This window comes from Arenibacter certesii DSM 19833, assembly GCF_000429545.1.
In the GTDB taxonomy this organism is placed as follows: domain Bacteria; phylum Bacteroidota; class Bacteroidia; order Flavobacteriales; family Flavobacteriaceae; genus Arenibacter; species Arenibacter certesii.
The window spans coordinates 42,159-68,942 of the sequence record NZ_AUCB01000033.1 but is presented as its reverse complement, the minus strand read 5'-3'; the positions used below and the strand labels follow the sequence as shown (position 1 = coordinate 68,942).

The window sequence follows — 26,784 nt, the reverse complement described above, 5'->3', positions numbered from 1 at the left end:
TCGGATCATGACCAATTGTTGTGTTTATGCAAAAATTGTAGTTAATCTGTAAAGGAAGAATTCTACATTTTTCACCCCTCTGAATTGTGCCCTGAACGCTTTAATTTTTGCATTGAATGATTCTGCCGAGGCATTGGTACTTTTATTTATAAAATAGTTCGGTATAGATCTGTAATTAACGCTGATACTGTTAGCCACTGTTTGGAAGCTTTTAAAGCCCGAAGCCTCTACGTCCTTGTGCCAGTGTGCCAATTTCGTATATGCCGTTTGTATAGTAGTGGCTGTATTGAATATGTTCCTGAGCCCCTGTACCATGTCGAAGGCTACCTTTATGTCGGGATATTCGGCAAACAATGTTTATGGTCCCTATTTTATGAATGTAAACCTTAGAATACCGTGTGGTTAATTCATCCATCGTTTATATTAGCTGGAAAATCCTTAAACTGAAACATAGTATTCTCTTAAAATTCCCCTGTAATATGGTTTTAAGTCACTTATGTTAAATTTTGTAATTAAAGGTAGAATCTGAACTTCACATATTTTATACCCTTGTTTTGATTAGCTCCATTATTATTGGTTTTAATTATTATCCACTGAATAGTAATTAAAATTTTAACAAAGAATATTAACTTTGTTATTCGGTTATTAATCACTTAGAAAACTTCCCTTATCAAATATTCATTCACAAGTATTGTACTATTTTATTTATGCTTGCAGTGTAATTTACTGCCAGCATCTAATAGTGATAAACAACAAAAGAAATTGCCCCATATCACTGCATCAACAGATACGACTGCAATAAATCATATTATTGAAGCACAAATTTTGATTGATTTGGGAGAGTATGAGAAAAGTATAACGTATTTAAAAGTAATATCTGAACGCTATAAAGGGGATAGTAAGGAGGTGAAAGCACGTATTTTAGGTGGTTTAGCTAGAAATTCGTTAAAGCTGGAACTGAATGAAAAAGCTATAAAACTCTGGCAGGAAGCTATACAGGTTATCGGTGATTTTAATGACAATCCATATCTTTTAGCTGTTTTTCACAATAATATAGCTTCAGCTTATCTAAATTTAGAAGAATCTGAAAAGGCACTTAGATATTTACTTAAGTCCATAAACGGTTATCCTTTAAGCCAAACTTATCAAATGCTCTCTAAGCTTGTTTTGGATAAAGAAAAAAACTTTGAATTATCAAATGCTTATCTATCTTCAGGTTTACAACTCATAAAAAATCCCACGGTTAAGCATAGACCCTATTTAACCACCAATTATTTGCATGATTTAGATAGAGCAATTATTATTGAAGGTTATGCATATCATTATTTAATAAAGGAAGAACTGGATATTTCTTTAAATAAATACGAAGAAGTACTTTCTATTGCTAACAATTTAAATAGGGTAAGCCTAAGAGTTGATATACTTAAAAAGATAGGGTACCTATACAAAAGAATAGGAGAGGTAGAAAAATCAACCGAATATTTAACCAAATATATTAATCTTAATGATAGTTTAAGGATAGCTAAGAATAGATCTTTGAGTATTCCCCTTCAAAACTTTATTCAAGAGAAGGATGTAGAACCTTCCCTTCGAAATGTATCTAATACAGTTTATAAAATTCTTGTTATAGTATTATTAGTCTTAATTATAACAATGGTAACTGTTAACTACTTTCGCAACAAGGCACGTCGCTCGAATTTAAATGCAGGCTTAAAAAAAGAGAACAGAAAACCGCATAGGAGTACTATTACAGATTTAAACCTTCCACTTAAAACAGAGAACGAACTTTTAAAAAAATTAGAAAACTTTGAAGATTCAAACTCTTTCTTAGATAAACACATGTCGTTTTCTACACTAGTTGGGATCTTAAATAGTAATTCTAAATACTTAAGACAGGTTCTTAAAAACAATAAAAATACGGACTATAACCAGTATATAAACCAGCTGCGAATTAACTACATTGTTAATAGGTTAAAGTCCAATCCCGATTATTTAAATTATAAGATTAGTTATTTAGCAGAAGAATGTGGCTTTTCTTCACATAGTAAATTTTCAGCTAGTTTTAAGAATGCTACTCAATTATCTCCTTCAGAATTTATAGCTAATTTAAAAAATAAGTCAGCTGAAACTAAATCAGTTTTAACTTAAAGTATTAAAAAATCAATTCTCATTTTCGGGAAGTGTTTTACCTTGATCCTCTCATAGTTTCCATTTGTTCCAAAACTCCAAAGTAACTTTTTATTTGCAAGAATTTTCTCGTTAATTTATCTTAATTTCATAATTCATTTGTAATCAGCATGTTGAATCCTGTCTGTTTTACGGAAAACGGGTACAGATTAAAATTTCGACCAGTTTCTATCATATAATTTTGTCAAAAGTTACAACCGATAGATTAATCCTATTCATTTTAAATAATCCTGTTAATTGGTCATTTTCATTTCTATGTTCTAATTAAGTGGGTGTAAAACGAAGAGAGATAAATTAAAATTTTATGATTAAAATATTTCAATTAATTATTCCAATCGCAGATATCCCCAACCTCATTCTTGCGGTCCAAAAAGAAAATCACTTCTATGAGTAATTTAAATTTTTACCGGTATTATTGGGAGTCCCACTTTCATGCATACCCGTTTATTATCAAGACAACCGTAATTCTAATTATGGCTTTGATTGTTCTGTATCTACTTTCCTTAATCAGAATATTCTTTATCGCGTATAAACAGAGGAAAGAATATAAGCGCAAAGAAAAAATAAGAAAGAAATACGAGTCTAGGATAATAAATATCCTCTATGATAAGCATAATATGAAAGCAGATCAAATCAATATCAACCTTGGTATTGGTCAAAAAGGATTAAAGTCGTGGGAAAAAGTACAAATCACCAACGTTTTGTTGGATTTAATAAAGAAGGATGAAATTAAATACTCATAATTATAAAGAAATATTGACGGCATTGTCCTTGCCGGAATTTTGGGAGGATCAGTTGTCCATGAATGATGTAAATACGAATAGTATTGCACTTAGGATGCTTCATGGGATTAAAGAAAACATAACTGGAGGAGTGATTTCCCGCCGAATTCAAACAGACAATAAAGATATTCGAAAGTTTGCTAAAAGTATGTACCTCGAAATTGATTCCACTGATGCATTTAAATTTCTTGAAGATGATTTTGACAGGGATTTTAATGCCTTAGACGAGTTAAGAATTCATTCGGCCTTAAAGAAAAGGCATCACCAAAAACCGTTGCCTCCGATAATACAATGGGTTAATATGGCCCAAAAAATTGAATTTAAGATTTTTTTGATTAAGGAAATCGGCTTGTTTCAACAAATGGATAGTGCTCCACAATTATTGGAACTGTACTTACAGAAGGTAGATTATTCCATTAAAGCACAAATCGTAGACACTTTAGGAATGTTGGGATATGAAAAAGCAGTTCCCATTTTTATAGAAAGCTTTAATCAAAATCCCCAAGAAGTTAAGGATAAAATAATCGATGCATTCGGTAAACTGGGAGGTGAACAAGCTTTGCGTTTTTTAGAAAATGTTTACTACCAAACCTATAACAAAGAAACATTAGTTAAAATATTACGAAATATCCGCTCAATCGATCATGATGGAAGGGTTTATGCCAAATTAGAAAACAGTGTATCCACAGAATTTGAAAAAATTGCGATTTCTTACATTGAGCAGGATACAGCTGAAATCTACGAACAATAAGTAATAGTTACGCTTAATATACTTATGGAAAACATTGCTTATTCGTATCAATACCTCATATATTTTTATGCGACAATGATATCAGTTGTCTATGTAACACTTGCTATTCTAGGGTATATTAATATTACTAGAAGCAAAATAAAATACACTAGAAGGGAAGAAGATAAATTGAAGAACAACCCCGAAATAGCTCCTGGCATATCAGTTATAGCTCCTGCATTTAATGAGGAGGTAATAATTATAGATAATGTTAACTCTCTTCTAAGCTTAGATTACCCCAATTTTGAAGTTATAATTGTAAACGATGGAAGTAAGGATAAAACACTTGAGCTTCTTATTAATAATTTTGAATTACGAGAAATTCAGTTTCCTTATATTGAAAAAGTAAGGTCTAAACCGGTGAAACGAGTTTTTAAATCTAATCTTTTTAAATATAAAAGGTTAATTGTAGTTGATAAAGTAAACGGGGGCACTAAAGCCGATGCTATGAATGCCGGATTAAATGTTGCCAAATACAACTACTTTATTAATACGGATGTGGATTGTATATTAGCAAGAGACACGCTGACTAAAATAATACTTCCAGTTTTAGACTCCAAAATACCTGTAATTGCAGTGGGTGCTACAATGCGTATGGTAAATGGATGTGAAGTAAACGAAGGCAAAATTACCAGTGTTACTCCACCTAGGTCATATTTCCCCTTGTTTCAAGAAACTGAATATCTACGATCTTATCTTGTAGCAAAGTTAGGTTGGTCATTTATTAACTGTATTCCTAATGTTTCTGGAGGGTTTGGCCTTTTTCATACTCCAACGGTGATTAAAGCGAGAGGCTTCGATCCCCGATCACACGCCGAAGATATGGACATGACCTTAAGGATGATAGCTAATGAAAGGGAGAACGAAAGGGAATATCGCATAGTTCAAATACCCGACTCATTATGTTGGACTGAAGGACCACCGAACCTTAAAATATTAGCGCGTCAACGAAAAAGATGGGGAAGGGGTCTGTTGCAAATATTTGTAGTACATAGAAAGTTTCTTTTTAACCCTAAATACGGAAGAACAGGTTGGATTGTAATGCCTTATGCTCTCATTTTTGAACTTTTGGCGCCCATTATTGAATTTACCGGGTTTTTATTCCTTGTTTATTTGATGTTAACCAATCAGGTGAATTTTTCTACTTTTTGGTTAATGCTCCTTTTTGTATACCTCATTGGGGTTACTATTTCACTTATTACCATTTCTTATGACTTATCTGTGAAAAAGGTTTATAGAAGTTACACTGACTATCTTTGGCTCATATTTTTCTCTTCCCTGGAAGCACTATTTTACCACCCTTTAATCGTTATTTTCAGCTTGAAAGGTTATTTGGAATTTCTTTTCTTAAAGGAATTTAAATGGGGAAAAATGACTCGTCAAGGTTACTCAAAATCAACCCCCACCGAAATAATTGGCACAACTTCACAAAAAGCATAACTATCTAATTTCCATAGTAATATAAATTAAGAATGAAAAGTAGAATTAATGGGGGGATACTTATCCTCATTTCACTATGCATAAATAGTACCCTTACTGCTCAGGCAAAACTAAGCTTAGATAATAGATTAGACTTTGTAGGCAAAGTAAAGAAACAGTTTGAAAGTGGTGAATGGGAAGCTGGTAAAAACACAATTCATGAGGGTTTGAAAGTATATCCATCGGATAGTGATCTAATAATGCTTTCAGGAAAATATTACTATAATAAAAACCAGCTCGATAAAGCTCGATACAATCTAAATCGCGCCTTGGGAGTTAATCCCAATAACATTGATGCCAAACAGATTTTGGTTAACGTGGAGATGGAGTCTAAACGTTATTCCAGTGCTATCTGCTATGTAAATGAGATTTTAGAGATTAAACCATACTGGCGTGAACTTTGGAGTAAAAAAATTGAACTGTATGAGTTGCAAAACAATCATATTGAGGCCAATAGACTTAGAGAACGGATAAGTAAAATTTACCCCAAAGACAATGAATTAAAAAAGGACTATCTCTACGGTTTGGAAGTGGAGGCACATTATAGCAGGATAGAAGGGAAATTAGACGAAGCAATTGCTTTGAGCAAAAAGCTCTTAAAGGAAGACACTCAAAGGGAAGATTATTACATAGATGTGGTGAACGATCATCTTAAGGCGGGGGACGCATACGTTGCATTGACCTATGTAGAACGTGGTTTAAAACAATTCCCGAAAAGTACTATGCTTATTTTTAAAAAAGCAGGAATCTTGGCGGATCAAAATCGATATAGCGAATTGCTAACCTTTCTGCAAAAAAATGCAATGCAAGATCAGTATAATTATTACCTAAAGGAAGCTGCTAGGCATGCAAAGGAAAGTGATCCTGCAGTGTTGTATGGTAAGGTGTTTTTGGGAAATTTAGGGGACACCGAAGCTTTTTCATATGTGTTTAATGATGCTTTGGGGAAGCAACAGTATCAAGTAGCCTTGAATTTATTGAACAAACATCGGCAGGTAGTAGGAGGTTCAAAAGAACTTTCAGTTAAAGAACTAGCCATTTACAACCTAATGCGTAATGAACCTAAAGTAGCTTCACTGACCAAAGAGCTTTTTTTTCTTTACCCTATGGATTCCGATATTAAAGAGGCTTACGTGAAAATTATGCTTCAAGAGGGAAAAGATAATATGGTTGAGGAACGTTATTCTGAAGCTATAAATGCATGGGAGCAGGTTAGTTTGCATAGTGACAATATGCTTAAAAGAATAGCTAAAACATCAATTTTTAATGCCTCACTAGCTCAAGGAAATTATAATGAAGCTTTAAAAGCTTTAAATGAATTGGATTTTTTGGAACCGGACAATAAAGATTTAATTGTTAAGAGAGCTGATCTTTATTTCCAACAAAAAGATTATCAAAATGCTACTTCCGCTTACGAACAAGCTATTGCCTTCTCAAAGGGTGAAGAGAAGCGTAGAAATCTTGATGGATATGCAAATATGGTAATACAAATCATAAATAATCTGAACCATGATTTTCGTTATAAAGAAGCTTTAAAATTTATAAAGAAATGGTTGGAGGTAGATCCTCATTATCAGTCTGCTTACCATTACGCCATAAAATTTACTCATTTAACAGGTGATAAAAACGCGATGCACGCTTATGCTCAAATGGGAGCGGATCGTTTTCCAAAAGATTTATTTTTTAAGATAAAATTAGCGGAAATTGATGCACAATATGCGGATATTGAAAAATATGCAGAAATTTACAATACCTTATTTTTAGAGCTAAAAGCTAATCCTTACAACGAGCACCTTATAAATGCTTTTACCCAGTTGACTGAAAAGTACACTCTAGACTTAATTGAAAATAATCTGGGTGAAGTATCAATTCAGAAGATTGATACGGCAATGATTTATTCTCCTATGAATAAATCGTTAAAATATATAAAAGGATTGGCATATGAGAAAGTAAAAAAGTTCGATTCGGCTTATCATTACCAATCATATTACGAGCCTTCCATTGTAGAGTCTGACGCTTTTATAAAGAGACTGAACTATCTAAAATATAAAAGTTATAAGAACCAATTAAGTCTAAATCTTTTAGGAAGCAACCACGCAGATAAATTTTCTATGAATACCTTATCCGCAATAGAATACAGCCGTTTAGAAAATAGAGACACTTATACAGGTAGAGTAAATTATGCTGGTAGACCTTCTGGAAAAGGAATCCAGGTACAAGGCGAATGGCTACGGGATTGGAATGACAGATCATCTACATTATTGAATGTTGCATCTGCCAACCAATTTTTTCCAGATATCACTTTTAATGCCTCCTTCTACAGATACCTTAAATTTTTTAATGGAGTGCAGTACGAAGTAGGGGTGGGGTATAGAAAACTTTCCGAAGATATATCTGATATCAAGGCATCCAATAAGGAATTGTATAACGTAGTGGGAGGTGTTAGTAAGGAATGGGATGAATTTCGTTTGAATATGCGATTAAACGGCCTAATTCTAGATGAAAACTGGTTGTATAACTTTTCCTTAGATGCTCGTTACTTTTTATATTCTCCCAAAAACTATCTCACCGTGGTCGGAAGCCTTGGTTCATCACCAGATGTTGAATTAATTGATTATCAGTTATATAGTGGTTTTTCAGTGCTCAATACGATGGTAGGTGCTGGATATCAGTGGAATCTGTATAAAAATCTCTATGGAGGTGTATTAGGCACTTGGTACAATTATAAAGCCGGAGGACTTAATTCGGAGAATCAATACAAAAACCTTTATAATCTTTATGTTAATATCAATGTGGCATTTTAATTTTTATAAGAGTATTGTTTTTCTTTTTATGTGGGTAGGGAGTTTTTCTTGGGCAAATTCTAATTTAAAAGCTAAGGTTTACCTTATAAATGCAATCGAAGAAAATGGAAGCGAGAAATGGGCTGCTTATGCATACAGTCATCTATTGAAACGTAGCCAAGATAAATCAATTGTACAATTTTGGGAAAACAAACCTTTGGATAAAGTCCCGCAAGGAAATAGAATTATTCAATTTCACCTTGCAACTGATTTAGACCATGATTATTGTATTGAGGACTTTCCAAATAGAACAATTATTCGATTTCAAAGTGAAAAAATCGCTGTTTGGATAATTTATCAATTAATAGATGTTATAGCTCAGGAGGACAATCGATTTTCGGTAAGTGATCTTCCACCTAGTATAATCAAATTTAATACAGAATGTAGAAATTTTGATTTTTCTTATCGAGAACCACACTTCCTACCTAACCTTGAAAGAGATTATGGTTCTATTATTGGTACGAATAATGTTGATACTGATTGGGGCCTGTGGGGGCATAATCTGGGAAACGTAGTTACCCATGGAGCAAATAAAGATATTTACGCTCGAGTTGAAGGGGGCCGAATTTCGACGGAACAATTTTGCTTCTCTTCTACTACATTGAAGAACTCGACATACGAATATATTATTGATCAATTTGGGGATGGCACATCATTTAGTTACCGCTTTATGATAATGCCACAAGACAATGACTTGGTTTGTACTTGTGACAATTGTGTTACTATTGGAAATACTACAAACAATGCCACACCAGCCGTAACAAGATTTATTGATAAATTGGCACAACGCTTTCCTCAACATTATTTTTATACCTCGGCCTATCGGACAACAATTGAGCCTCCAAAACACAAATTGCCCCGTAATACTGGGGTCTTTATTAGTACGGTAGAATTACCCAGGGGCATTTCTTTAAATGAAGAACAGCCAGCTACAAAAAAGTTTATAAGTCAGCTGAGATTGTGGGAAGAAAAATCACCTGCTATATATTTATGGGATTATGCGGCAAATTTTGATGATTATTTAACGCCTGTTCCCGTACTTCTCGGATTGCAAAATCAATTACGTTTTTTTAAGAAACACAATGTGAAAGGAATTTTCCTCAATGCAAGTGGTTATGACTATTCTTCCTTTGACGACTTGAAAACATTTATTTCAGCTGCATTAATGATGGATGTAGAAATTGATGTTGCTAGATTGAGCAGAAGGTTTCTTCAAAGGAATTATCCTCGAAATCATCAATTGTTGACTAAGTATTATCTAGAAATTGAAGAGAATTTTCAGACTTCAAGCAAAGCCTACCCTATGTATGGTGGTATGAGAGATAATCTAAATACGCACTTTGATTCAGATCATTTTGTAGATTTTTATAATAATCTAAAGGTAGCTATTCCAAAGACGTATGGAATTGAAAAGGATAAACTCAATAAGTTATATACAGCATTGTCATTTACAAGGCTTCAAATAGCTTATGCTAGACAAAATAGTGAGTTGGGCTTCCACCTTAATAATAGGAAGACAACTACCAGGCAAGAACTTGAAGAATGGATCTTAATTCTTAAAAACCATGAGAAATACACGGATCTGAACAATTATAGAGAAGTAGACGGTAGTCTAAAAACCTATTATGACACGTGGCAAAACCTACTATTTGGAAAAGGATACAAAAATTTATTGAAGGGAACGGCTATAGAGTTAGTTTCAAAGTCAGAACGTGACTATGATGAAACCTACCTATTAAATGATGGCTTACCAGGTTTTACAACTGATTATCAGCAGGGATGGTACATTAGTAGCACGGATTCTACCCATTTTAGTTTTAGAACACAAGAAGTACAAAAAGCGAAAACAATTAAACTACGATTTCTGGTTTTAAAAAAACATAGGTTTTATCCACCCGAAAAAATCGAATTGTATTCAGATGGTAAATTAATTAAAACGTATACAGAGAGGCATTTTACTATACATAAGGGAATTGCCGAATGCGAGATGGATATAGATCTGTTAGAAACTGAAAAATTAACACTAAGAATTAAAAAATCGATCGGTAGAAATACTATCGCTTTAGATGAAATTGAGATAAATTAAATATTATGAAAAATTTAGTTTTATTATTATTAACAATGTCTACTATTCTAAGCTGTGAGGTGAAGGACAAAGAAACTACACTCAAAATAATTGATAACAATAGACACTATTACCCAGTTTTGCAAGGTCAAGGATTGAATGTGGTTTTTAAAATCAAGAATACGGGCAATTCCCCTTTTATTCTTTCCGACCTAATGACTTCATGTGGTTGTATTACTTCTAAAAGATCATCCATAAAAACTATTCCTCCAGGGGGAGAAGGTCGCCTGTTATTATCCTACAATAGCAATAAAAATGTAGGATATGTTAAGCATTATATAACCCTTTATGGAAATATAGCCAATAGAGATAAAATAGAATTAGTGTTTGATGTAAATGTGGTGCCTGACTCGCACTACCCTAAAGATTACGAAGAGTTGTTCCAATTAGAAAAAAACAGAGAATGGGAACATATCGTAGAGGGAAAGGAGAATAATAACGCCTATTATCTTGATAAGGCTTCATAGACCAACTTCTATATAATCAATTATTCCAGTTTTTTTAAATTTTAGTGAAATCAATCGATTTATAAAAAAAGCACCTATTTTCCAAATGGTAGTTAATTTAAGGATGATTTTGTGTGAATCTTTCAGTGTAATAAACGTTGTTTCATTATCATACCAGGAAATATAAGCTTATAATTAATAAAGTTGGTGATAAGGAAAATTCCGATTTCGTTAAGTAATTCATTGATTGATTACTATTTTAATGTAAACTTTGCAGTATGCTAGAATATACTAGATAGTAGATAGAATTTCGGGAAATGATGATAATAACCAATAGACGGTTTATTAAACCGCATATGTACCGATTGGCCGTTATAATCTTTCCTTTCTCCTAAAAATGTACATTCTATATAATGGTATATAGATTGATGAAAATCCGTACCGATAAATACTAATATGCTACTTACTAATCCCGCAATTTCTCCGGTTTGTAATGGATCAAATTGGTTTAGTAAAGTTCCGAAAGAGGTAGGTATAAGAGCATAAGGTAGGTCATTAATCTCTACAGCTATTTAAGCGTTTAAATCTACTAATGCAAAAACATCCTAGAGCTGATGCTTCACCCTTATCAACTCCAATTAATTGGTAAACTAATACTACTATAAAGGCTGTAACAGGTCTCCAAATTAGAATAGATGTTTTATACATGCCTAAAGCATTTTTAAAATTGAACATCTTTGATATATTATTCGTTGTTAAAATCAATTATGGAGAAGTGAGAACCTATAAGGTTAGTTGGATTAGCTTGCTAAATACCTTGTTGATATAGAAAATCTTTTTATCGCATAACCATTAGGATTTCCATGCCTTTTTAACGATTGCCGGAGTAATTTTACTAAAAGGTGCTTTTATATAATCTTCAGCTTCCTAGTGTGAATCCTTTCTGCGCACCCTTTTTCGAGGATTACTATAATTCGGCAGATGATGTAAAATATCTTTAAACGTTTTTTTTCTTAAAATTTTATCGTTCACACCCAAAGAAATGTAAGACCATAAAGACGCTAAATTGATCTGAATTGTAATTATCGAAATTATTTTTTATAAATATAATTACTTCAATCACGAAAGTATTGCACAGAATCAGAGTTTGAAAACGTCATTAATACTATATATTTACTGATTGTTTAGATCTGATTCTATAAATTATAATTTAATATCGATTTAATATATAAGCTCGGGATTTTTAATTACAATGAAATGGACAACTTTAATTTTAATATTTACTTGGATTACATCGTTTTCACAAAACTCTGAATTTGATAGTATCTATAATAAGATAACACGTAATTTAGTATCGACCAGACCAGTTACAGCTTTAGTAACCACTGACTATTTATATGAAATTTCTGGCAATCAAATTGAGCAAGCTAAAGCTCTAATGCTAAAAGCATCTATTTTACGACAAAATGGCCTAACAAGCGAGGCTATAAAGGTTATTGAACAAGCAGATGGATTATTTAGTTTAAGTGAGAATTACATATATATAGCACGATTTAATGGATTGCTTTCTACTTTGTACAGGGAAAATGGAATCACGTCCTCTGGAAAAAGAGCATTACAAAAAGCAATAGAAGCTAGTAAAAAAATAAAAAGCAAAAATGACGCTTTGAGATTCCAGGGAAACCTTCAGCAAGAATTGGCATATTATGCCATGGAAACGGGAGATCATGTACATGCAATTATATATTTAAAACAAGGGATAGAATTTTTCAATAAACTAAACAAAAATTATGATCCTAATTTTCATTTGGCAACAACTCACGAGTTACTTGGAAAAAACTATCTATTACTGAAAAAACCGGACTCTGCATTTATTTACTTTGACCTCGCATTACAAAACCTTCAAAACTCTCAAAATCCGAAAAGTCCATTAAAAGGATTTATTTATAATGGTTTAGGAGCTACCTATCAGTATCAAGATGATTTTGAAAATGCGCATATCTATTATCTAAAAGGATTAGATGTAGCGGAAACTTCAAACTTTTATAATCTAAAAGTCGAGGTTTATAAAGCTTTAATGGACTACTATAGGGCTACAAATGAGGATGACAATTTTATATTATTTAGCGAAAAAAGAGAGAAATTAATTAACATAGCTAGACAAACTCAAAAAAATATTGCTAACAAACTAATAGAGAGACTTCAAGAAAAAGAGAATAGTATAAAATTTAAAAATTCATCTGCACTTTTTTTTGGCGCTAGTTTATTGGGAATTATTTTCGTTTTAGGCGTATATTATTATAGAAGTAAGCTGGGCATAAGTAATTTTCAAGGTATATCAGTTAATAATACACCTCGCAATGTTGAAACTTTAACTAAAATAGTTGAAGAAAAAAATTATATGTCTCAAGAAACCGAAAAGCATATTTTAAATAAATTAAAGGAGTTTGAAGATTCAAATTATTTTTTAGATAAAAATATGTCGTTTTCTACACTAGTAGGATTTATAAACAGTAATTCTAAATATTTAAGACAGGTACTTAAAAATAATAAGAATACAGACTATAATCACTATATAAACGAGCTGCGAATTAATTATGTTGTCAATAAATTAAAAACTAACCCTGACTACTTAAATTATAAAATTAGTTATTTAGCAGAAGAATGTGGCTTTTCGTCACATAGTAAATTTTCAGCCAGTTTTAAAAATGTTACTCAATTATCTCCTTCAGAATTTATCATCAATTTAAGAGATAAGGCAACCAATATAAATTCAGATTTAACGTAGTGGCTATTTCGGAATTACCATGCCAGTGCTATCGGAGGAAACAGTAATAATTAAATGATATTGCTATACTATTAAAAATAACTGTTAGTCTTTTTCATAACTATTTTTAACTGGCTCTTTCCGTTCCATTATGTATGTTTGGTGTCCCTATGCCAGTGCCAGTTTAAGATAGCCCTTTCTTGTTCCAGATGCCCCGGTGAGTATTTAGTTTTCCCTCCAGGTAATAAAATCCAAAGGTCCCAAATTAATGAACATAATCTTGTAAAGTTAGGGTCCAGGGAATAATTTAATCCAGTAATGTTTGCGAGCCGAATCCGACTTGTTACGATAGCTGTTTGATCTTTAGATTCGGGCGTTTTTCCCAATGGTGATCCGTAAGTAGGCTTTGGTATTCAACGGTGGTCCTTCTTCTAAACGGTTGTACTTTAGGTGTATTTGTTTTATTTGTTCACTAGTTTGGTGTTGTTAACAATATAGATTTAATTAATAACTAACCAATAAAAGATGTTCCTTGCGAATTTTTTGCCAAGGGATATGGCAGTAACAATTCATAATGAAACATATATTTAATTAGAAGCAGAGTTTTAAAGAATATGGGGCACAATTTTCAAAGATTTATGTACTGATCCATTAAAATAGTTTTAAAAACGGAACGGAATATTGATGTGTAAAATAAAGAATGTAATCGATCATAAATTTGGATAGTTTGGCTACCAGCCCAATGGATCATGGACGCCTCTAAACTTGGGGAGTCCACCTCATTTTGATATATTAGGCATAACTTTTGGAATGTATTTCTTTAAAGGATTGAAAATTCTTTCAAATCTTTTGTACGACGTAATGCAAATTGATACCCATGGGTTATGGAATCGTATTTACTTTCTGAAAAATAAAGATTGATTCTCGTTTTCATAACCGCTGTCTTCTCTGGTGCCACATACCTTTTTACTAGAACCCTACCCATATCAGAGAGGATGCCTTCTTTTTCTTTTGTATGTAGTTGTGCAAAACTGAGGTTGAATGCCAAAAAGCCTATTCATACTATGCCTAATTTAAGCCTTGTTTTCATTAAGTATAATTGTTAAGTAATGAATAATTCATCAATGAAATTTGAGCCTCTATTTACCTAATGATTTAGATCAGAAAATGTTATCTATACGTATTTCCCAGAGATAAATCCTCAAATTGATTAACCATATCATAATCACTATTTATACTGGCCCTAATATCTTCCACAACAATTCCATAGCCCATGCCATGAGCTATTTTGGAGTTGGTAATTGTTAGGTTGGCAAGGTTATCTCCATCTAGCCCTATAGCAGTTATTTTGGAAATGTTGGGCATTTCTGATTTACCTGCATAGTTCACTTCGTTGAAATCCATCACATTTTTGGGGCTGTCTGATTGAAATTGGATTCCATTCCAATAGCCTTTTATTTCTTTTATCCCTGTAAAAACTATTTTCTGTGTATTGGTGCCTTTGGCATACAAATACCCGTTGGGAAAAATACCTATCATCTTATCTTCCGCGAGCTTAAATAGGGCGCCGGGAAGTACTTTTAGCCCAGATTGTATGGATAGGTTACCACTTATTAGATAGCTAGCATTAAAATTTAGGGCGGGCCATACAGATTCGTTCTGGTTTAAAAGTATGGATTCGTAAATCTCGAATCCATTATGTCCATTATTAATAAATTCTAGGGCTGGAGCGTTTGCTAATTTAGCTACATGATTCGCCGACATAGTGACCGCTGCTTCTCTATTTCCCACAAACTTTACAAAACTAAAGCCATCTAGGTGTGTACTATTTTCCAGTAACAATCCGCTCCCACCACTCTCGGAAATTTTGGAGTCAGATATAGATAAACGGGCTTTATTCTCTCCATCTATAGCAATAGCTGTTTTAGTGGCAAAGCCATCCATAATTGAATTCCCTGCATTATAAACTTCTACATGCTTCAGCTGATTATTGTTGCTGTTTGACTTGATGGCTATTCCATTCCAATAACCACTAAGATTCTCTAACCCCTGAAACTTAATGGGATTTTGTTGTGTCCCAACTGCAGTTAAGAATCCAGAGGGAGTTACTTCTACCTCGGCATTATTTAAAAAACGAAAATCTACGCCTTCACTGATTACTACCCCAGAAGCAATTTCTATCTTGCCCATAATAAGATAGGAGATATCGTAGTTGGGCATACTTGAGGTGGACCGAGGGCATATCCAATTTGAGATTTCGGTATTATTTACCCGATCCCCTTGGACCCAGATAGATGAGGAGGTATTTTCATTAAATTCAGTCAACCCACTAAGAATTCCCAATTGTGAGGCAGGTAGCAGCATTGGTTTCTGGTTGTTGTTAATGGAATTTCCTAAGCGTAAATTCAATTTTGTTCCTCTTTCAACAAGTACACCAAATCCGGCACTGTGTTGGATTTTGGTATTTACTAAAGTGAGATTTGCGGTATTGGCGTTATCCAGTGCTAAATTTGCAGCCTCCTCTAATCCCTGAGCAGCGGAACTGCCTCCATATTCTATGGTTACCTTTTCAAGCAAATTTAAAGATGAATTAGAATTAAGGACAAGTCCCTTCCAGTACCCCGGAATTTTCATCTTTCCAGTTAAAACGATTGGACCTTCCAGTGCTCCCACAGCTATGATTGATCCTGAGGCATCAACAAACAACCCTTTATCCGTTTCAAATGCCATAGTAACCGCAGGAGCGATAGTAAGATTGCCCTTAACATGAATATCATTTGTAATTAAATAATCAATTTTACTATTATCATCAAAAATGTTTGGGAAATGGGTATCCTCATTAATATCGGCATCAATTATGACCATCTCTTGTAATGGAGGATTATCTTTTTCTTTAACCATAAGCGAGACCTCATCCACATCATAAAAAGAATCATTGTAAATTTTCAACTCAATTTGGTAAACTCCTGCTGTGTCTGGAGTAAACTTTGGCGTCATTGTGTTTTCATCCTCCATTAATGATAAACTATTTAAAGGCTTGTTCTTAAATCTCCAATAATATTTAAATGGTTTGCCTTGTTTGTCTTTAGAGTGAGACCCGTTTAAGATAATAACCTGCCCGGTAAACAATTGATCATTGTTCCAATTTCCGGCCTTTGCTTGTAGCGTGTTCATGGGTGTGTCAATAGTGTCATCCTTCTCACATGCAAAAAGGATCACTAAGAAAATTGATAGGTAAAACAGTTTTGTTTTCATTTTATATGTACTGATTTTGATTTTAAATATAGAGATGCTAACTATTTAAAATTTTGGTAATGCCTCATCCAATTATTGGCATGAATAATTATCAGTATAAAGGAAGTGTAGTATTGCTATGCTTGCAATAGCATGAATATGTGGAATTGATAGTTAGTGAAATTGAGTAGCGCCAGAAATATCAACGCTATTAGTGCTAGCAGTATGGAACTGCCAAGAGTTAGTATTTAAACTAAACTAGATTAATTTATCTCTAAATGCTTTCGCCACAGCTTCGCTCTTACTGTTTACATGTAATTTTTCGTAGATTTTTTTAATATGTGATCGAACTGTATCAATGGCAATAAAAAGTTCATTACCAATCATTTTATAACTGTACCCTTCTACCAAAAGATGCAGCACTTGATTTTCACGCTCACTCAGATTATATTCTTGATACTTCACTTGGTGCGTTTCCTGAAACATCTTGAGCACTTGTGCCGCAATTGATGAGGTCATAGGTGCGCCACCTTCGGTTGCATCTTGAATGTATTCTAACAGTTTTGCAGGCGGAGTTTTTTTTAGCAAATAGCCATCTGCCCCGTTTCTAATTGCCTCGAAGACGTTCTTATTATCGTCAAATACAGTCAGCATCAATATTTTGGCCACTGTATTAAACTGCCTTATTTTTTTTAGACCTTCCAAACCATCCGTTCCAGGCATATTGATGTCCAGTAGAATTACGTCTGGTTTCCATTTTTCTACCTCCTCCTTAACATGATCACAATTTTTATAGGATGCCAAAACGCTGAAACCAGTACTCCCATCGATCAGCATGGTAAGTCCCTCACGGAATTGTGGATTGTCCTCATAGAGTAAAACTTTGATCATCAGCTTATTTTTAAAGTAAAGTTAAGGAAGTAAGCCATCCTTTATATCACCTAAATATGTGGATGTTATAGTATCAATTGGTATGTTCAATATTACTTCGGTACCGTTCTGTGACGAACTTAGTAAATGGAATTGTCCTTTTAGCGCTTGTGCCCTTTTCCGCATATTTTCTAGACCGTTGCCAGAATCTGCTTGGTCTACGTTAAAGCCTATACCGTTATCCTTAATTTCCATGAATAACCTTTTTCCTCGACAGAATATAGCAACATTAACGTGATCACTTTGAGAGTACTTGGCAGAATTATTGATAGCCTCTTTATAAATAAGAAATAGATCGCGCCGTGCCTCCATATTTATTTTAAGAGTATTGATACCTTCATCAATCCGAAAATCGAACTGTATGTCTTTCGCTTTTAACACTCCAGTGCCATACTCTCGCATTCTCGCTAACACCTTACTCATACTGTCGTTATTCGGTTTAATGCTCCAGACAATATCGTCCATTGCCTCCATCATTCGCTGGCTATTATCAGTAATCTTGGTTAGATATTCACTACTTGCTATCAAGTCGCTTACCATTTTACTCTTAGCCATGGAACTTAAAATATTTATTGTACTTAAAGTAGAGCCCATATCGTCATGAAGGTCCCTAGCCACTTTGTTGCGGAGTTTTTCCACTGCTAGCAGCTTGTTAACCCTTAGTTTGTATATAAGATAAGTAAGGCTTAATAGAGCGATTGTAAAAAGCGAGATAAACCACCAAGAGGCATAAAAGGGAGGCAGAATTTTCAAACTGACTGCTGTTACCGTTTCTGATTCTATCCCCTGCAGATTTCGAGATTTTACTTCGAATGTATAGTCCCCTGGAGGTACCGTTGTATAATTGGCTGCTAATTCCCTTTCAGCTCTAACCCAATCCGAATTAATGCCTGGAATTCGATAATAATACTGGAGCTTGTGCTGCTGGTTAAAATTCAAAGCAGAAAAATAGATCGTAAATGAATTTTGGTGAGGTTTTAATTTTATTATTTTTTTGGATAGTAGTGAATCCAATGGGACGTATTGGTTAAACAACTTAAAATCGGTCAGGGTTACTCTTGGCGGGTTTTCGGTATGTTTTAGAACCTCTGGATCGAAACCGAAAACCACGTCATCACCACCAAACCATATTTCCCCATTATTCATCCTCCATTTAGCCGCATTAGTCCTTTCCCCATAAATGATTCCATGGAGATTGTTATACGAACTTATATTTTCTTTGCTGTAATTATAACTACTTAGGCCATTGTTCGTTATCATCCATAGTATTCCTTCTTTATCTATCAACATCTGCGATACCTTGGAACCGTTTAACCCCTCGTAGGCAGTTATCCGGTTTACCAATCCAGATTGTAGGTTTAAAATATTGAGTACTTCGGAGCCTAAAAAGAAAATACTATCATTGTACTGCTGAATGTCCCGAATGGAATTGTCCAATACGGAATATCTATCACAGAATTCCTTATCAAAGTGGAACAGGATGCTACCACTTTCCGGATTTATAACATATACGCCTTGTTTGTGGGTACCTACCCAAAGACGCCCTTGTTGATCAAAAAAGAGTTGATAGATGATGGTATTGAAATTATGAACCAATTGAAAGGAAGAATCGGAAATGGAGTTGCTTTTGTCCCATTTAACTAGATGCCCTCCTTGAGTGCCAAACCATAAGTTTCCCATTAAATCTTCCTTAATTTGGCGAACCGTACTTTTTTCAAAAATAGGGGGCAACAACCAATGCTGGGTCTTTTTAGTATCTGGATTTAAAACGGCTAAGGTGCCACCTTGTGATGCCGCCCATATACTACCCGAAGAACTATGTTGACAAAGACTCCATATTTTCCCATATTTTTCAAAATCGGCTTTCTCCATGTTGGTGTAAGGGTCGCCTTCTAATTGTTTAAAGTTGGCATCGTAAAAGAGGATTCCTTTACCCCAAGTACCAATCCAATTCTCTTTGTTCTGGGTTTCCAACAGGGAATTTACTGCCGATTCCTTTTCTAATATTTCTATGATCACAAGATTAAATACCTCTTTTAAATTGGGGTTAACTACATAAAGTCCATTTTCAGTGCTTACCCAGATGTTACCCTCTCGATCTTCAAAAAGATGTCGAATGTCATATGAATTTAGACCGAATTCCATGGGCGGGGTCATGATTTGCTGCTTAAAACCGTTTAGGTCATTTTCATAACTGAGTAGAGAATTGGCGCCTCCAATCCAAATTTGTCCCTCTTTGGTTTCCAATTGCTGATTTAGAAATACATAATCTAGATTGGAATTGCTTCCAATGGTATCGGACAACATTTTACTTTGTACTGGATCGTAATGTAATAGAACCGATCCTTGCTTTAATGGATCATAATCCCAATAGGTGGTCCACCATGTACCGTCTTTGGTTTTTAAAAAACCATTTGCATTTGGAAGTGCTTGTTGATTAAAGAGGGGAATAGCGCTTGGATTATTTCCATTGTAAAGGAGCTCGCCAGTATTGCCGTTATACATCGCAAGCCCTCTATCACTAGTTATAAAAAAATCCCCCGTACCTATATCCTCATATACTCCATTTACACCCCAACCTTCTGGCACCCTAATTGGAACATCCGTATCAACAAACATGGCCATATCGGGATTATACCATAATAGTCCGTATTTGTAAGCACATAGAAATACCCTACCCTTACTATCCTTAAAAAGTTTATATTCATTTCTAGGAGGTAGTGCTCCTTTGGTTAGTATAGGCGAATCACTATACTGAAATGAATAGGTGTTAAACTTACCTATCTGTGATCCTTGTACCAGCCAAAGTGTACCGTTTTCGCCCCCTAGTATTTGATTGATTCCTAGACTGGGTGGAAGTCGATGCTTATTGTCCCTAAAAGAAACAAACTTTCTTCCATCAAATCGCTGGATACCTACCTCAGTACCTATCCAAAGAAATCCTTTCTCGTCTTGCCAAACGCAGTTTACCTTGTTTGTATTGAGCCCATCTGCAACTGAGTAGCGATTATAGACATAGGTGTGTTGTCCAAAAACATAGCTTTGGACGATTAACATCCAATAAAGCATTCTTAAACCCATAAGGCCTCATTTTACACTATTAAAATTACATAAAGATTTGATTCACAGTTATTAAAATAAGCCAAATTATTTATGGGCTGTTAATCCTCAAATCACATAACTATGTGGATGAAATAAAGGGGTTTTAATACGCTTTTCTACTCATTTTCACATACTTGGGCGATTGTGGGAAGTCGGTATTCATCCGACCTTTGATCCTATAGTCTTAACCCAAAAAAATATAAAATAATGAGCGCATTCAACAGCAGTTACAAGTCACTATTGGAAGGTAGAAAAAACAAATCCTTTCTAAATTCTAAAGATAGTATAAGAAATAAATGGACGCAGTCCAGACGATTTCTCCTTTAATGAATACACATGCTAAATCACATGCACAGTACCTTATATCACACGATTTTAATTTTATAAATAAGCAAAAAATGAAAAAAGTCCAACAAAGGTTATATCAATTCGGGCAGCGAATTGAATATAGGTTATACCTGCACTATTTGTTACGGAACCTGAAGAAAGAAAACGTAATCCTTAAAGTTCATGACAAATGAAAAGGTGCTCAAAAATTTTTTACATCCTGACCTTATCCATTATTTTGGTCTCTTGCACCAAGGAATCTGTGACCGCATCCCAAGAGGTTACCCCAAGAACCTATTCCTTATCAGGCTTTACTGCCGTAGAAGTATCAGATAATTTTAATGTAACTATTGTGTTTTCGGATATTGAAGAGAAAGTTGTAGTTACCGCTAATGATAATCTTCATAAATATATCGGTCTAACCCTTGTAGGCGAAAGGTTACATATTAAACTTAATCACATCAATAAAATTAAGGGAAAGGAAACTCTAAATGTGATGATCAGTGCTAAGAATATTACTGATTTTAGAGCATCTGGAAATTCAAAATTACTCCTTAAAAATTCTTTGTATGCCCAGAAACTGAAAATTGATCTAGTTGGAAACGTGTGGTTCTCCGGAAATTTAACTACTAATTTCTTGGACTTGAAAGCTAAAGGGAATTGCATGGTAGAACTGACCGGAACTACAAAAAATATGTCTGCAACCCTCTCTGGAAATTCCGAACTAACCGATTACGGTTTAGCAGTAGAGGTCCTAAAGATTGATTTATCGGGAAATAGCAATTCCTATCTTTCTGTATCAAAAACCATAGATATTAAGGGTAGGGGAAACAGTATGCTGTTTTATAAGGGTGATGCCACCATTGTTCATCAAGATTTGTCCACAGGTGCGAAAATTGAAAAAAAAGGATAATAACATCTGTCTAAAATAACGAGCCATTAAGAAACCACGACGCTTTTAATTTGTAGTAACTGTAATAATTGTTAATCATGAAAAAATTATTGATCGGTCTATCTCTTTTAGGTCTTACCAACCTTTTGTACCCACATAATGCTAATGAGGTAATAGTGGAGCTTTTATTGGAGGAAAATTATATAACGCCTAGAAATAGCGCGTATTTCTTAATAGCACAAGAAAATTCCCCTTCGGGACTTGTAAAGAGTCTTCAAAATAGTGCAGCAGAATTTGACCCTAAAAAGTACGAATGGGCGGATCCGCAGGCGACTTTTTATGAGATTACTTTTAAAAAGGGTAGCGGAACGATTCGTGCAACCTATGATAATAGTGGAAATATTATAAATACTTCAGAAAAGTATGATAACATTAGTCTTCCAGCATCGGTTCGTAATAGTATATGGCGTAGGTATGAAGGTTACTATATAATGAGAAACTCTTATGAACTCTCGTATTCCAATGGTAGGAAAACCAAAGCTATATATAAGGTGTGGCTGCAACGGAATGGACAAAATAAAAGACTGAAACTACATGTGTAGATAAGATTTTGGGATCAGCGTATCTCAGAATTTCAAACTATTGGAGCATTTGTTCAAAAAGTTTTCAAGTGGAAACAAAGCACCGTCTGCCAATTGGTTTACGGTGTTTTTTGTTTTATGCATTTTCCTAAATATCATCTGTAATTTTCTAATTCCTTTTAGGTTCAAGGTTCTTTGATTTCTGCTATGAAGGAATCAGCCCATGTTGGCAGAGAAATTATCGTTAGCGTAGTATAGGATGAACTAATTGACCCTAATCCTATCTGGAACTGTTGGAAAGCTTTAAAAGCCATTCTGTACTTACCATATTCATGTTTGTCCATGCAAATAAACAAAATAAGCTTCGGGCTAAGTCAGATGGTTTACGTATTTTTATAATATCCCTACAATCTTAAACCTCGAAGCTTCCCGGTTGCTTCTATATAAAAAAGTTATAACAAAGCATACTGCTGTTGCGAAGTGTGCATAATAGCTTTTAAGGATTTGATCCCTCCATGATCCGATATATCGTTATTGCTCCTATATAAAATAATTGCCCTTAAATTAACTACTATGGAACTGCTGGAAAAATTTTTAGAATTTGAGCTGTTAAGCGTTGGAAAATATAATTTGAAAGTGGTTGGCCTGGTAATAGCATTTCTAATTATAATTATAACTAGGTTTATTTTATGGCTGATTAAAAAATCTATGTTTCGGAGGAGAAACCTGGAGCAATTTAATGAAGGAAACACCTATTCTTTATACCAAATAATAAAATATATATTTTGGGTAATTGCTTTCGGCTTTATTTTGGAATCTTTAGGAGTTAAAGTCACGCTATTAATTGCTGGTTCCGCCGCATTGTTAGTTGGTATTGGACTTGGATTACAGCAAACCTTTAATGATATTATTTCTGGTATAATTTTGCTTTCCGAAAGGTCGATTAGGATTTCAGATGTTTTGCAAATTGATGGAGATATTGTCAAAATACAGGAGATTGGCCTACGTACTTCTAAAGGATTAAACACAGACGATATTTCAATTATTATTCCCAACTCCTTAATTACCACAAATAAGGTTATTAATTGGAGTCATCAATCCAATCTAAATCGTTTTAGGATCGATGTTGGGGTTAGTTATGGAAGTGATGTAGAATTTGTCATAAAAATTCTTGAAGAAAGTGCCAAAGGGCATCCAGATGTGGATAATACAAAGTTGGTTGAAGCAAGACTTAAGAATTTTGGAAATTCGTCCTTAGATTTCCAAGTGCTTTTTTATAGTAGTACAATTTTTGGTTCAGACAGGATGAAAAGTGATATTCGTAGAATTATTAACACCAAGTTTAATGAAAATAATATTACCATACCCTTCCCTCAAATGGACGTGTATATAAAATCGAACGACGCAAATGAGTAAAATAAGTTTTTTCCTGTTTACAGAGTATTTGGCTTATTTCAGAAGATATAATTCCATGTTCAAAAAAATATTTTAACTAGAGTTTAATAACAGAAGGTGTGAATTGAAGGGAGAATACGAAGTAATTTAATGATTTAAAAGATGGCCTAATGAAGGAGTCCTCCTTTTCTTGGGCCAAGTTATTAGTCCTGGTATTTAATTCATCAGATTCTCTCTTTTAATAATTAATAATTTTAATATCATACTACTTACGCCCGGTAAAATGTTCCATGGTTTTATAAATCCCTAAAACACTTCCTGCAAACCAGTCGAATATCTTAATTGACATAATTGCCTGTCCTAACCTAGTCACCTTATAAATATATCCGGGAATAGTCAGCATTTTTTTATTTTTTTCTATTGCCTTTATAATGGTTAGGGCAGTAGCTTCTGGCTCTAGAATTGGTATTTTTGACTTTACACCATCAAACATTCCAGTGTTAATATAATACGGCATAACAGTGGTTACGTTCACATTCTTATTCATCTGTTTCATTTCCAGTCGTAAACTATCCGACCATCCAATTAACGACCATTTACTTGCAGCATAAACCGACATTTTAGGGTTAGAAATAAGACCACCAGATGAGGCTATATTACAGATGTGACCTGAATTTCTATTGATCATATCCTTTAAAAATTCGGCTGTAATTAACATAGGAGCGTTGGCATTAACTTCCATTGTTTTAATTATATCTGCTGTGGAATGGTCATGAAAATATTCACCAACAATTATTCCTGCATTATTGATAAGAACATCTATACTTCCATGAATTTCTTTCACTTCTTTTGCAACGGTTTGTATTTGTTTACTCTTGGAAACATCTACGTTAAAGGCAGAAATAACCCCCAAATTTGAAAAGGCAGAGATTGTTTTTTCGGTATTTTCTTGATTAAAATCCCAAATTATCACTTTTGCATTGCGCTCTAACATCAATCTGGCCATAATTTTACCAATACCAGATGCTCCCCCTGTTATTAAAACTGTTTTATCTTTTAACTGCATTATTATTCTATTTTTTATTTAAGTTATCAAAAAAAAGTAGTTGTGGTAAACACAAATGCCAGTGGAAAGTTACCTTATTGCCCTGGTCATCATTGCTAAAGCGTATAAGGTATAGGCATCTTTATCCTATCGAAGATAGGGTAATAATAAGTAGAGTGCAAGTTCTTTTATTCCAGCCTGTAGCTTACTAAATTATGCACGAAAAGGGGATAATTAATAACCTTAACGATACCGGTTGTAATGTACTGTAGAAGGAATTGGGACATTATAATGGGGGGCGCTTCTCCTATTATTTATCCGAGGAGGGATGACGTTCGTTTTATTTACAATTAAAAGAAGCGTTTAAATCATGTACCCTACTACCGATTGATCTGCAATTAATTAGAATAAGTGGAACCCCACTTAAAATTCTAATTCAAGGTGTTGTAAAAGAAAATGAAATGAAGAAAGGCTACAGTGCTGGAGATCCATACAAGATGCCCCTGAATTTGGAAAAGCAGAGGAACTTCAAGAAGAAAGACTCGAATACAGCGCTATTTTGATCTAGCGCCGGTAGTTTTTCTCCTTCTGGATTCTGAGCATAAGGTGAAAATGATAAATCTGAAGGGATGTGAAAGGTTGACGGTAAAAGGAAAAAGAGGTTTGAAAACTTACAGCTCCCATCGAGGATAATGGAGACGAATTGGGACTATATCAGTTTTATAAAGGATGCCTTCAATAATTATTATGATTTGAAACTTAGGATAGATGGGTTTATGGTGCCGCTCGCGATGATTTGCAAGTTTCCCAAAATGGAGAATATTTACTTAAAATCCTACTTTAATTGTTGAGGTTCGTGAACGACTTATTTTTTATACAAACCACTCATTTGAGCTGCCTACGTGTTAGCTTAGTGAGTAGTACTCAGTAGTTTCTTTTTTATTACTTATTATTTTCAATATTATTCCTGCATTAATAATTAATGCAGGAATAATTAAAACGTTTTACTGGTATTTACTTCCAATACATCGTATTGTATGAGAAGCACTGCTAAAAGAACAATAATCCTATTCCTCCTTTACATTTACTTCTCTTTCGACAAAAACTGCCTTTGCCACATTTAAAGCATTCAAAACTCGTGGGAAACCAGCATAGGGAAGTAGGTGGATTATGGCATCCACTATTTCCTTTGGGGTAATACCAATAGTAAGACCTGTGTTAATGTGTAATCTTAACTGGGGTTCTAATCCTTGTGTTACTAAGGATGATATGGTAATCAGTGTTTTTTTCTCATGGGATAATCCTTCTCTGGAATATATATCCCCAAATGCAAATTCAACAATATAATTCTCCAACTCAGGGTCTAAATCCATTAAACTCTCAAAGGTGATAGAGTAGGCCGGATTTTCAGATTTATCCTCATATTTCCGTATAACCTCCATACCTTTTTGAAAACGTTTCGATTTTTCCATGTCTTTTTTTATTATTTATGTTTTACTATTTAGTTTAATCTGGATGCATTCTATTATCCGCTTCAGTCGCTAGGATGCCTATTTTCAACATAAAATTAAACAAGCCCAATTATCTCGCCTTATTAGAATGCCACTCAACTATTTTATGAAAAAAGGAAAATTAGAATAATTTCCTGGAATATAAAAATTGGTTTCCAATAGCACATCGTCCCTGCACCATTATTAAATTGTCTAAAATTATATGGCTTGTTAAGGTTATTCAATTTCTGTTCGGCAATCTACTTTTTAGTATGAGGAGAAGGGAGATTTTAGCAATTGCGTTAAATTTTAAACCGTTTGCGAAGGACAAAATGCAATAGCATTCTTAGATTTATATAAATTCTACAT

The 26,784-nt window shown here is 34.0% G+C and carries 17 protein-coding genes; 11 read left to right on the top strand and 6 right to left on the bottom strand.

From position 1 onward, the window contains the following. Positions 1–24 precede the first annotated feature (24 nt). On the bottom strand, positions 25–354 hold the full coding sequence (locus G466_RS0115065; protein ID WP_026814409.1) for a transposase: 330 nt from the start codon (positions 352–354) through the stop codon (positions 25–27). Between the two features lie 357 nt (positions 355–711). On the opposite strand from G466_RS0115065, the gene G466_RS0115060 reads away from it, so the two are divergent. The 8 genes from G466_RS0115060 (at position 712) to G466_RS0115020 (ending at position 13,440) form a co-directional block, all read left to right on the top strand. Then, positions 712–2,148 (top strand): AraC family transcriptional regulator, encoded by a 1,437-nt coding sequence (locus tag G466_RS0115060; protein WP_026814408.1) that lies wholly within the window; start codon positions 712–714, stop codon positions 2,146–2,148. 425 nt (positions 2,149–2,573) lie between these two features. Beyond that, on the top strand, positions 2,574–2,930 hold the full coding sequence (locus tag G466_RS0115055; protein ID WP_157373918.1) for a hypothetical protein: 357 nt from the start codon (positions 2,574–2,576) through the stop codon (positions 2,928–2,930). Next, complete coding sequence (locus tag G466_RS0115050; RefSeq protein WP_026814406.1) at positions 2,911–3,720, top strand: HEAT repeat domain-containing protein; 810 nt, start codon at positions 2,911–2,913, stop codon at positions 3,718–3,720. Before G466_RS0115055 ends, G466_RS0115050 begins: the two co-directional genes overlap by 20 nt. Before the next feature lie 24 nt (positions 3,721–3,744). Continuing rightward, positions 3,745–5,199, top strand: a complete 1,455-nt coding sequence (locus G466_RS0115045; protein ID WP_026814405.1) for a glycosyltransferase family 2 protein — start codon at positions 3,745–3,747, stop codon at positions 5,197–5,199. Positions 5,200–5,231: 32 nt separating this feature from the next. Next, a complete protein-coding gene (locus tag G466_RS0115040) occupies positions 5,232–8,042 on the top strand; it encodes a tetratricopeptide repeat protein (protein WP_026814404.1) in 2,811 nt (936 codons plus the stop codon). Next, positions 8,017–10,167 (top strand): DUF4838 domain-containing protein, encoded by a 2,151-nt coding sequence (locus G466_RS22195; RefSeq protein ID WP_084418864.1) that lies wholly within the window; start codon positions 8,017–8,019, stop codon positions 10,165–10,167. The genes G466_RS0115040 and G466_RS22195 overlap by 26 nt, the downstream gene beginning before the upstream one ends. 5 nt (positions 10,168–10,172) lie before the next feature. Continuing rightward, on the top strand, positions 10,173–10,673 hold the full coding sequence (locus G466_RS0115030) for a DUF1573 domain-containing protein (RefSeq protein WP_034235837.1): 501 nt from the start codon (positions 10,173–10,175) through the stop codon (positions 10,671–10,673). Between the two features lie 1,231 nt (positions 10,674–11,904). Next, entirely contained in the window at positions 11,905–13,440 is a 1,536-nt protein-coding gene (locus G466_RS0115020; RefSeq protein WP_026814402.1) for a tetratricopeptide repeat protein, read from the top strand. Positions 13,441–14,589: 1,149 nt separating this feature from the next. On the opposite strand, the gene G466_RS0115010 is transcribed toward G466_RS0115020, so the two are convergent. The 3 genes from G466_RS0115010 to G466_RS0115000 all read right to left on the bottom strand — a co-directional run bounded on the left by G466_RS0115010 (position 14,590) and on the right by G466_RS0115000 (position 20,664). Beyond that, positions 14,590–16,674, bottom strand: a complete 2,085-nt coding sequence (locus tag G466_RS0115010) for a hypothetical protein (RefSeq protein WP_026814400.1) — start codon at positions 16,672–16,674, stop codon at positions 14,590–14,592. A gap of 237 nt (positions 16,675–16,911) precedes the next feature. Further along, positions 16,912–17,544: a response regulator gene (locus tag G466_RS0115005; RefSeq protein WP_026814399.1), complete on the bottom strand. Its 633-nt coding sequence runs from the start codon at positions 17,542–17,544 to the stop codon at positions 16,912–16,914. A 21-nt stretch (positions 17,545–17,565) separates the two neighbouring features. Next, positions 17,566–20,664, bottom strand: a complete 3,099-nt coding sequence (locus G466_RS0115000; protein WP_026814398.1) for a ligand-binding sensor domain-containing protein — start codon at positions 20,662–20,664, stop codon at positions 17,566–17,568. Between the two features lie 538 nt (positions 20,665–21,202). Here G466_RS0115000 and G466_RS0114990 point away from each other — a divergent pair. From G466_RS0114990 to G466_RS0114970, 3 genes are all read left to right on the top strand, one after another. Further along, complete coding sequence (locus G466_RS0114990; RefSeq protein WP_026814396.1) at positions 21,203–21,925, top strand: head GIN domain-containing protein; 723 nt, start codon at positions 21,203–21,205, stop codon at positions 21,923–21,925. A 77-nt stretch (positions 21,926–22,002) separates the two neighbouring features. Next, positions 22,003–22,506, top strand: coding sequence for a hypothetical protein (locus G466_RS0114985; protein WP_026814395.1), 504 nt, complete (start codon positions 22,003–22,005; stop codon positions 22,504–22,506). Positions 22,507–23,058: 552 nt separating this feature from the next. Continuing rightward, complete coding sequence (locus G466_RS0114970) at positions 23,059–23,901, top strand: mechanosensitive ion channel family protein (protein ID WP_026814394.1); 843 nt, start codon at positions 23,059–23,061, stop codon at positions 23,899–23,901. A gap of 244 nt (positions 23,902–24,145) precedes the next feature. On the opposite strand, the gene G466_RS0114965 is transcribed toward G466_RS0114970, so the two are convergent. Together G466_RS0114965 and G466_RS0114960 are read right to left on the bottom strand one after the other, a co-directional pair. Further along, positions 24,146–24,949, bottom strand: a complete 804-nt coding sequence (locus G466_RS0114965) for an SDR family oxidoreductase (RefSeq protein WP_026814393.1) — start codon at positions 24,947–24,949, stop codon at positions 24,146–24,148. 1,043 nt (positions 24,950–25,992) lie between these two features. Further along, complete coding sequence (locus tag G466_RS0114960; protein WP_026814392.1) at positions 25,993–26,397, bottom strand: carboxymuconolactone decarboxylase family protein; 405 nt, start codon at positions 26,395–26,397, stop codon at positions 25,993–25,995. Positions 26,398–26,784 lie beyond the last annotated feature (387 nt).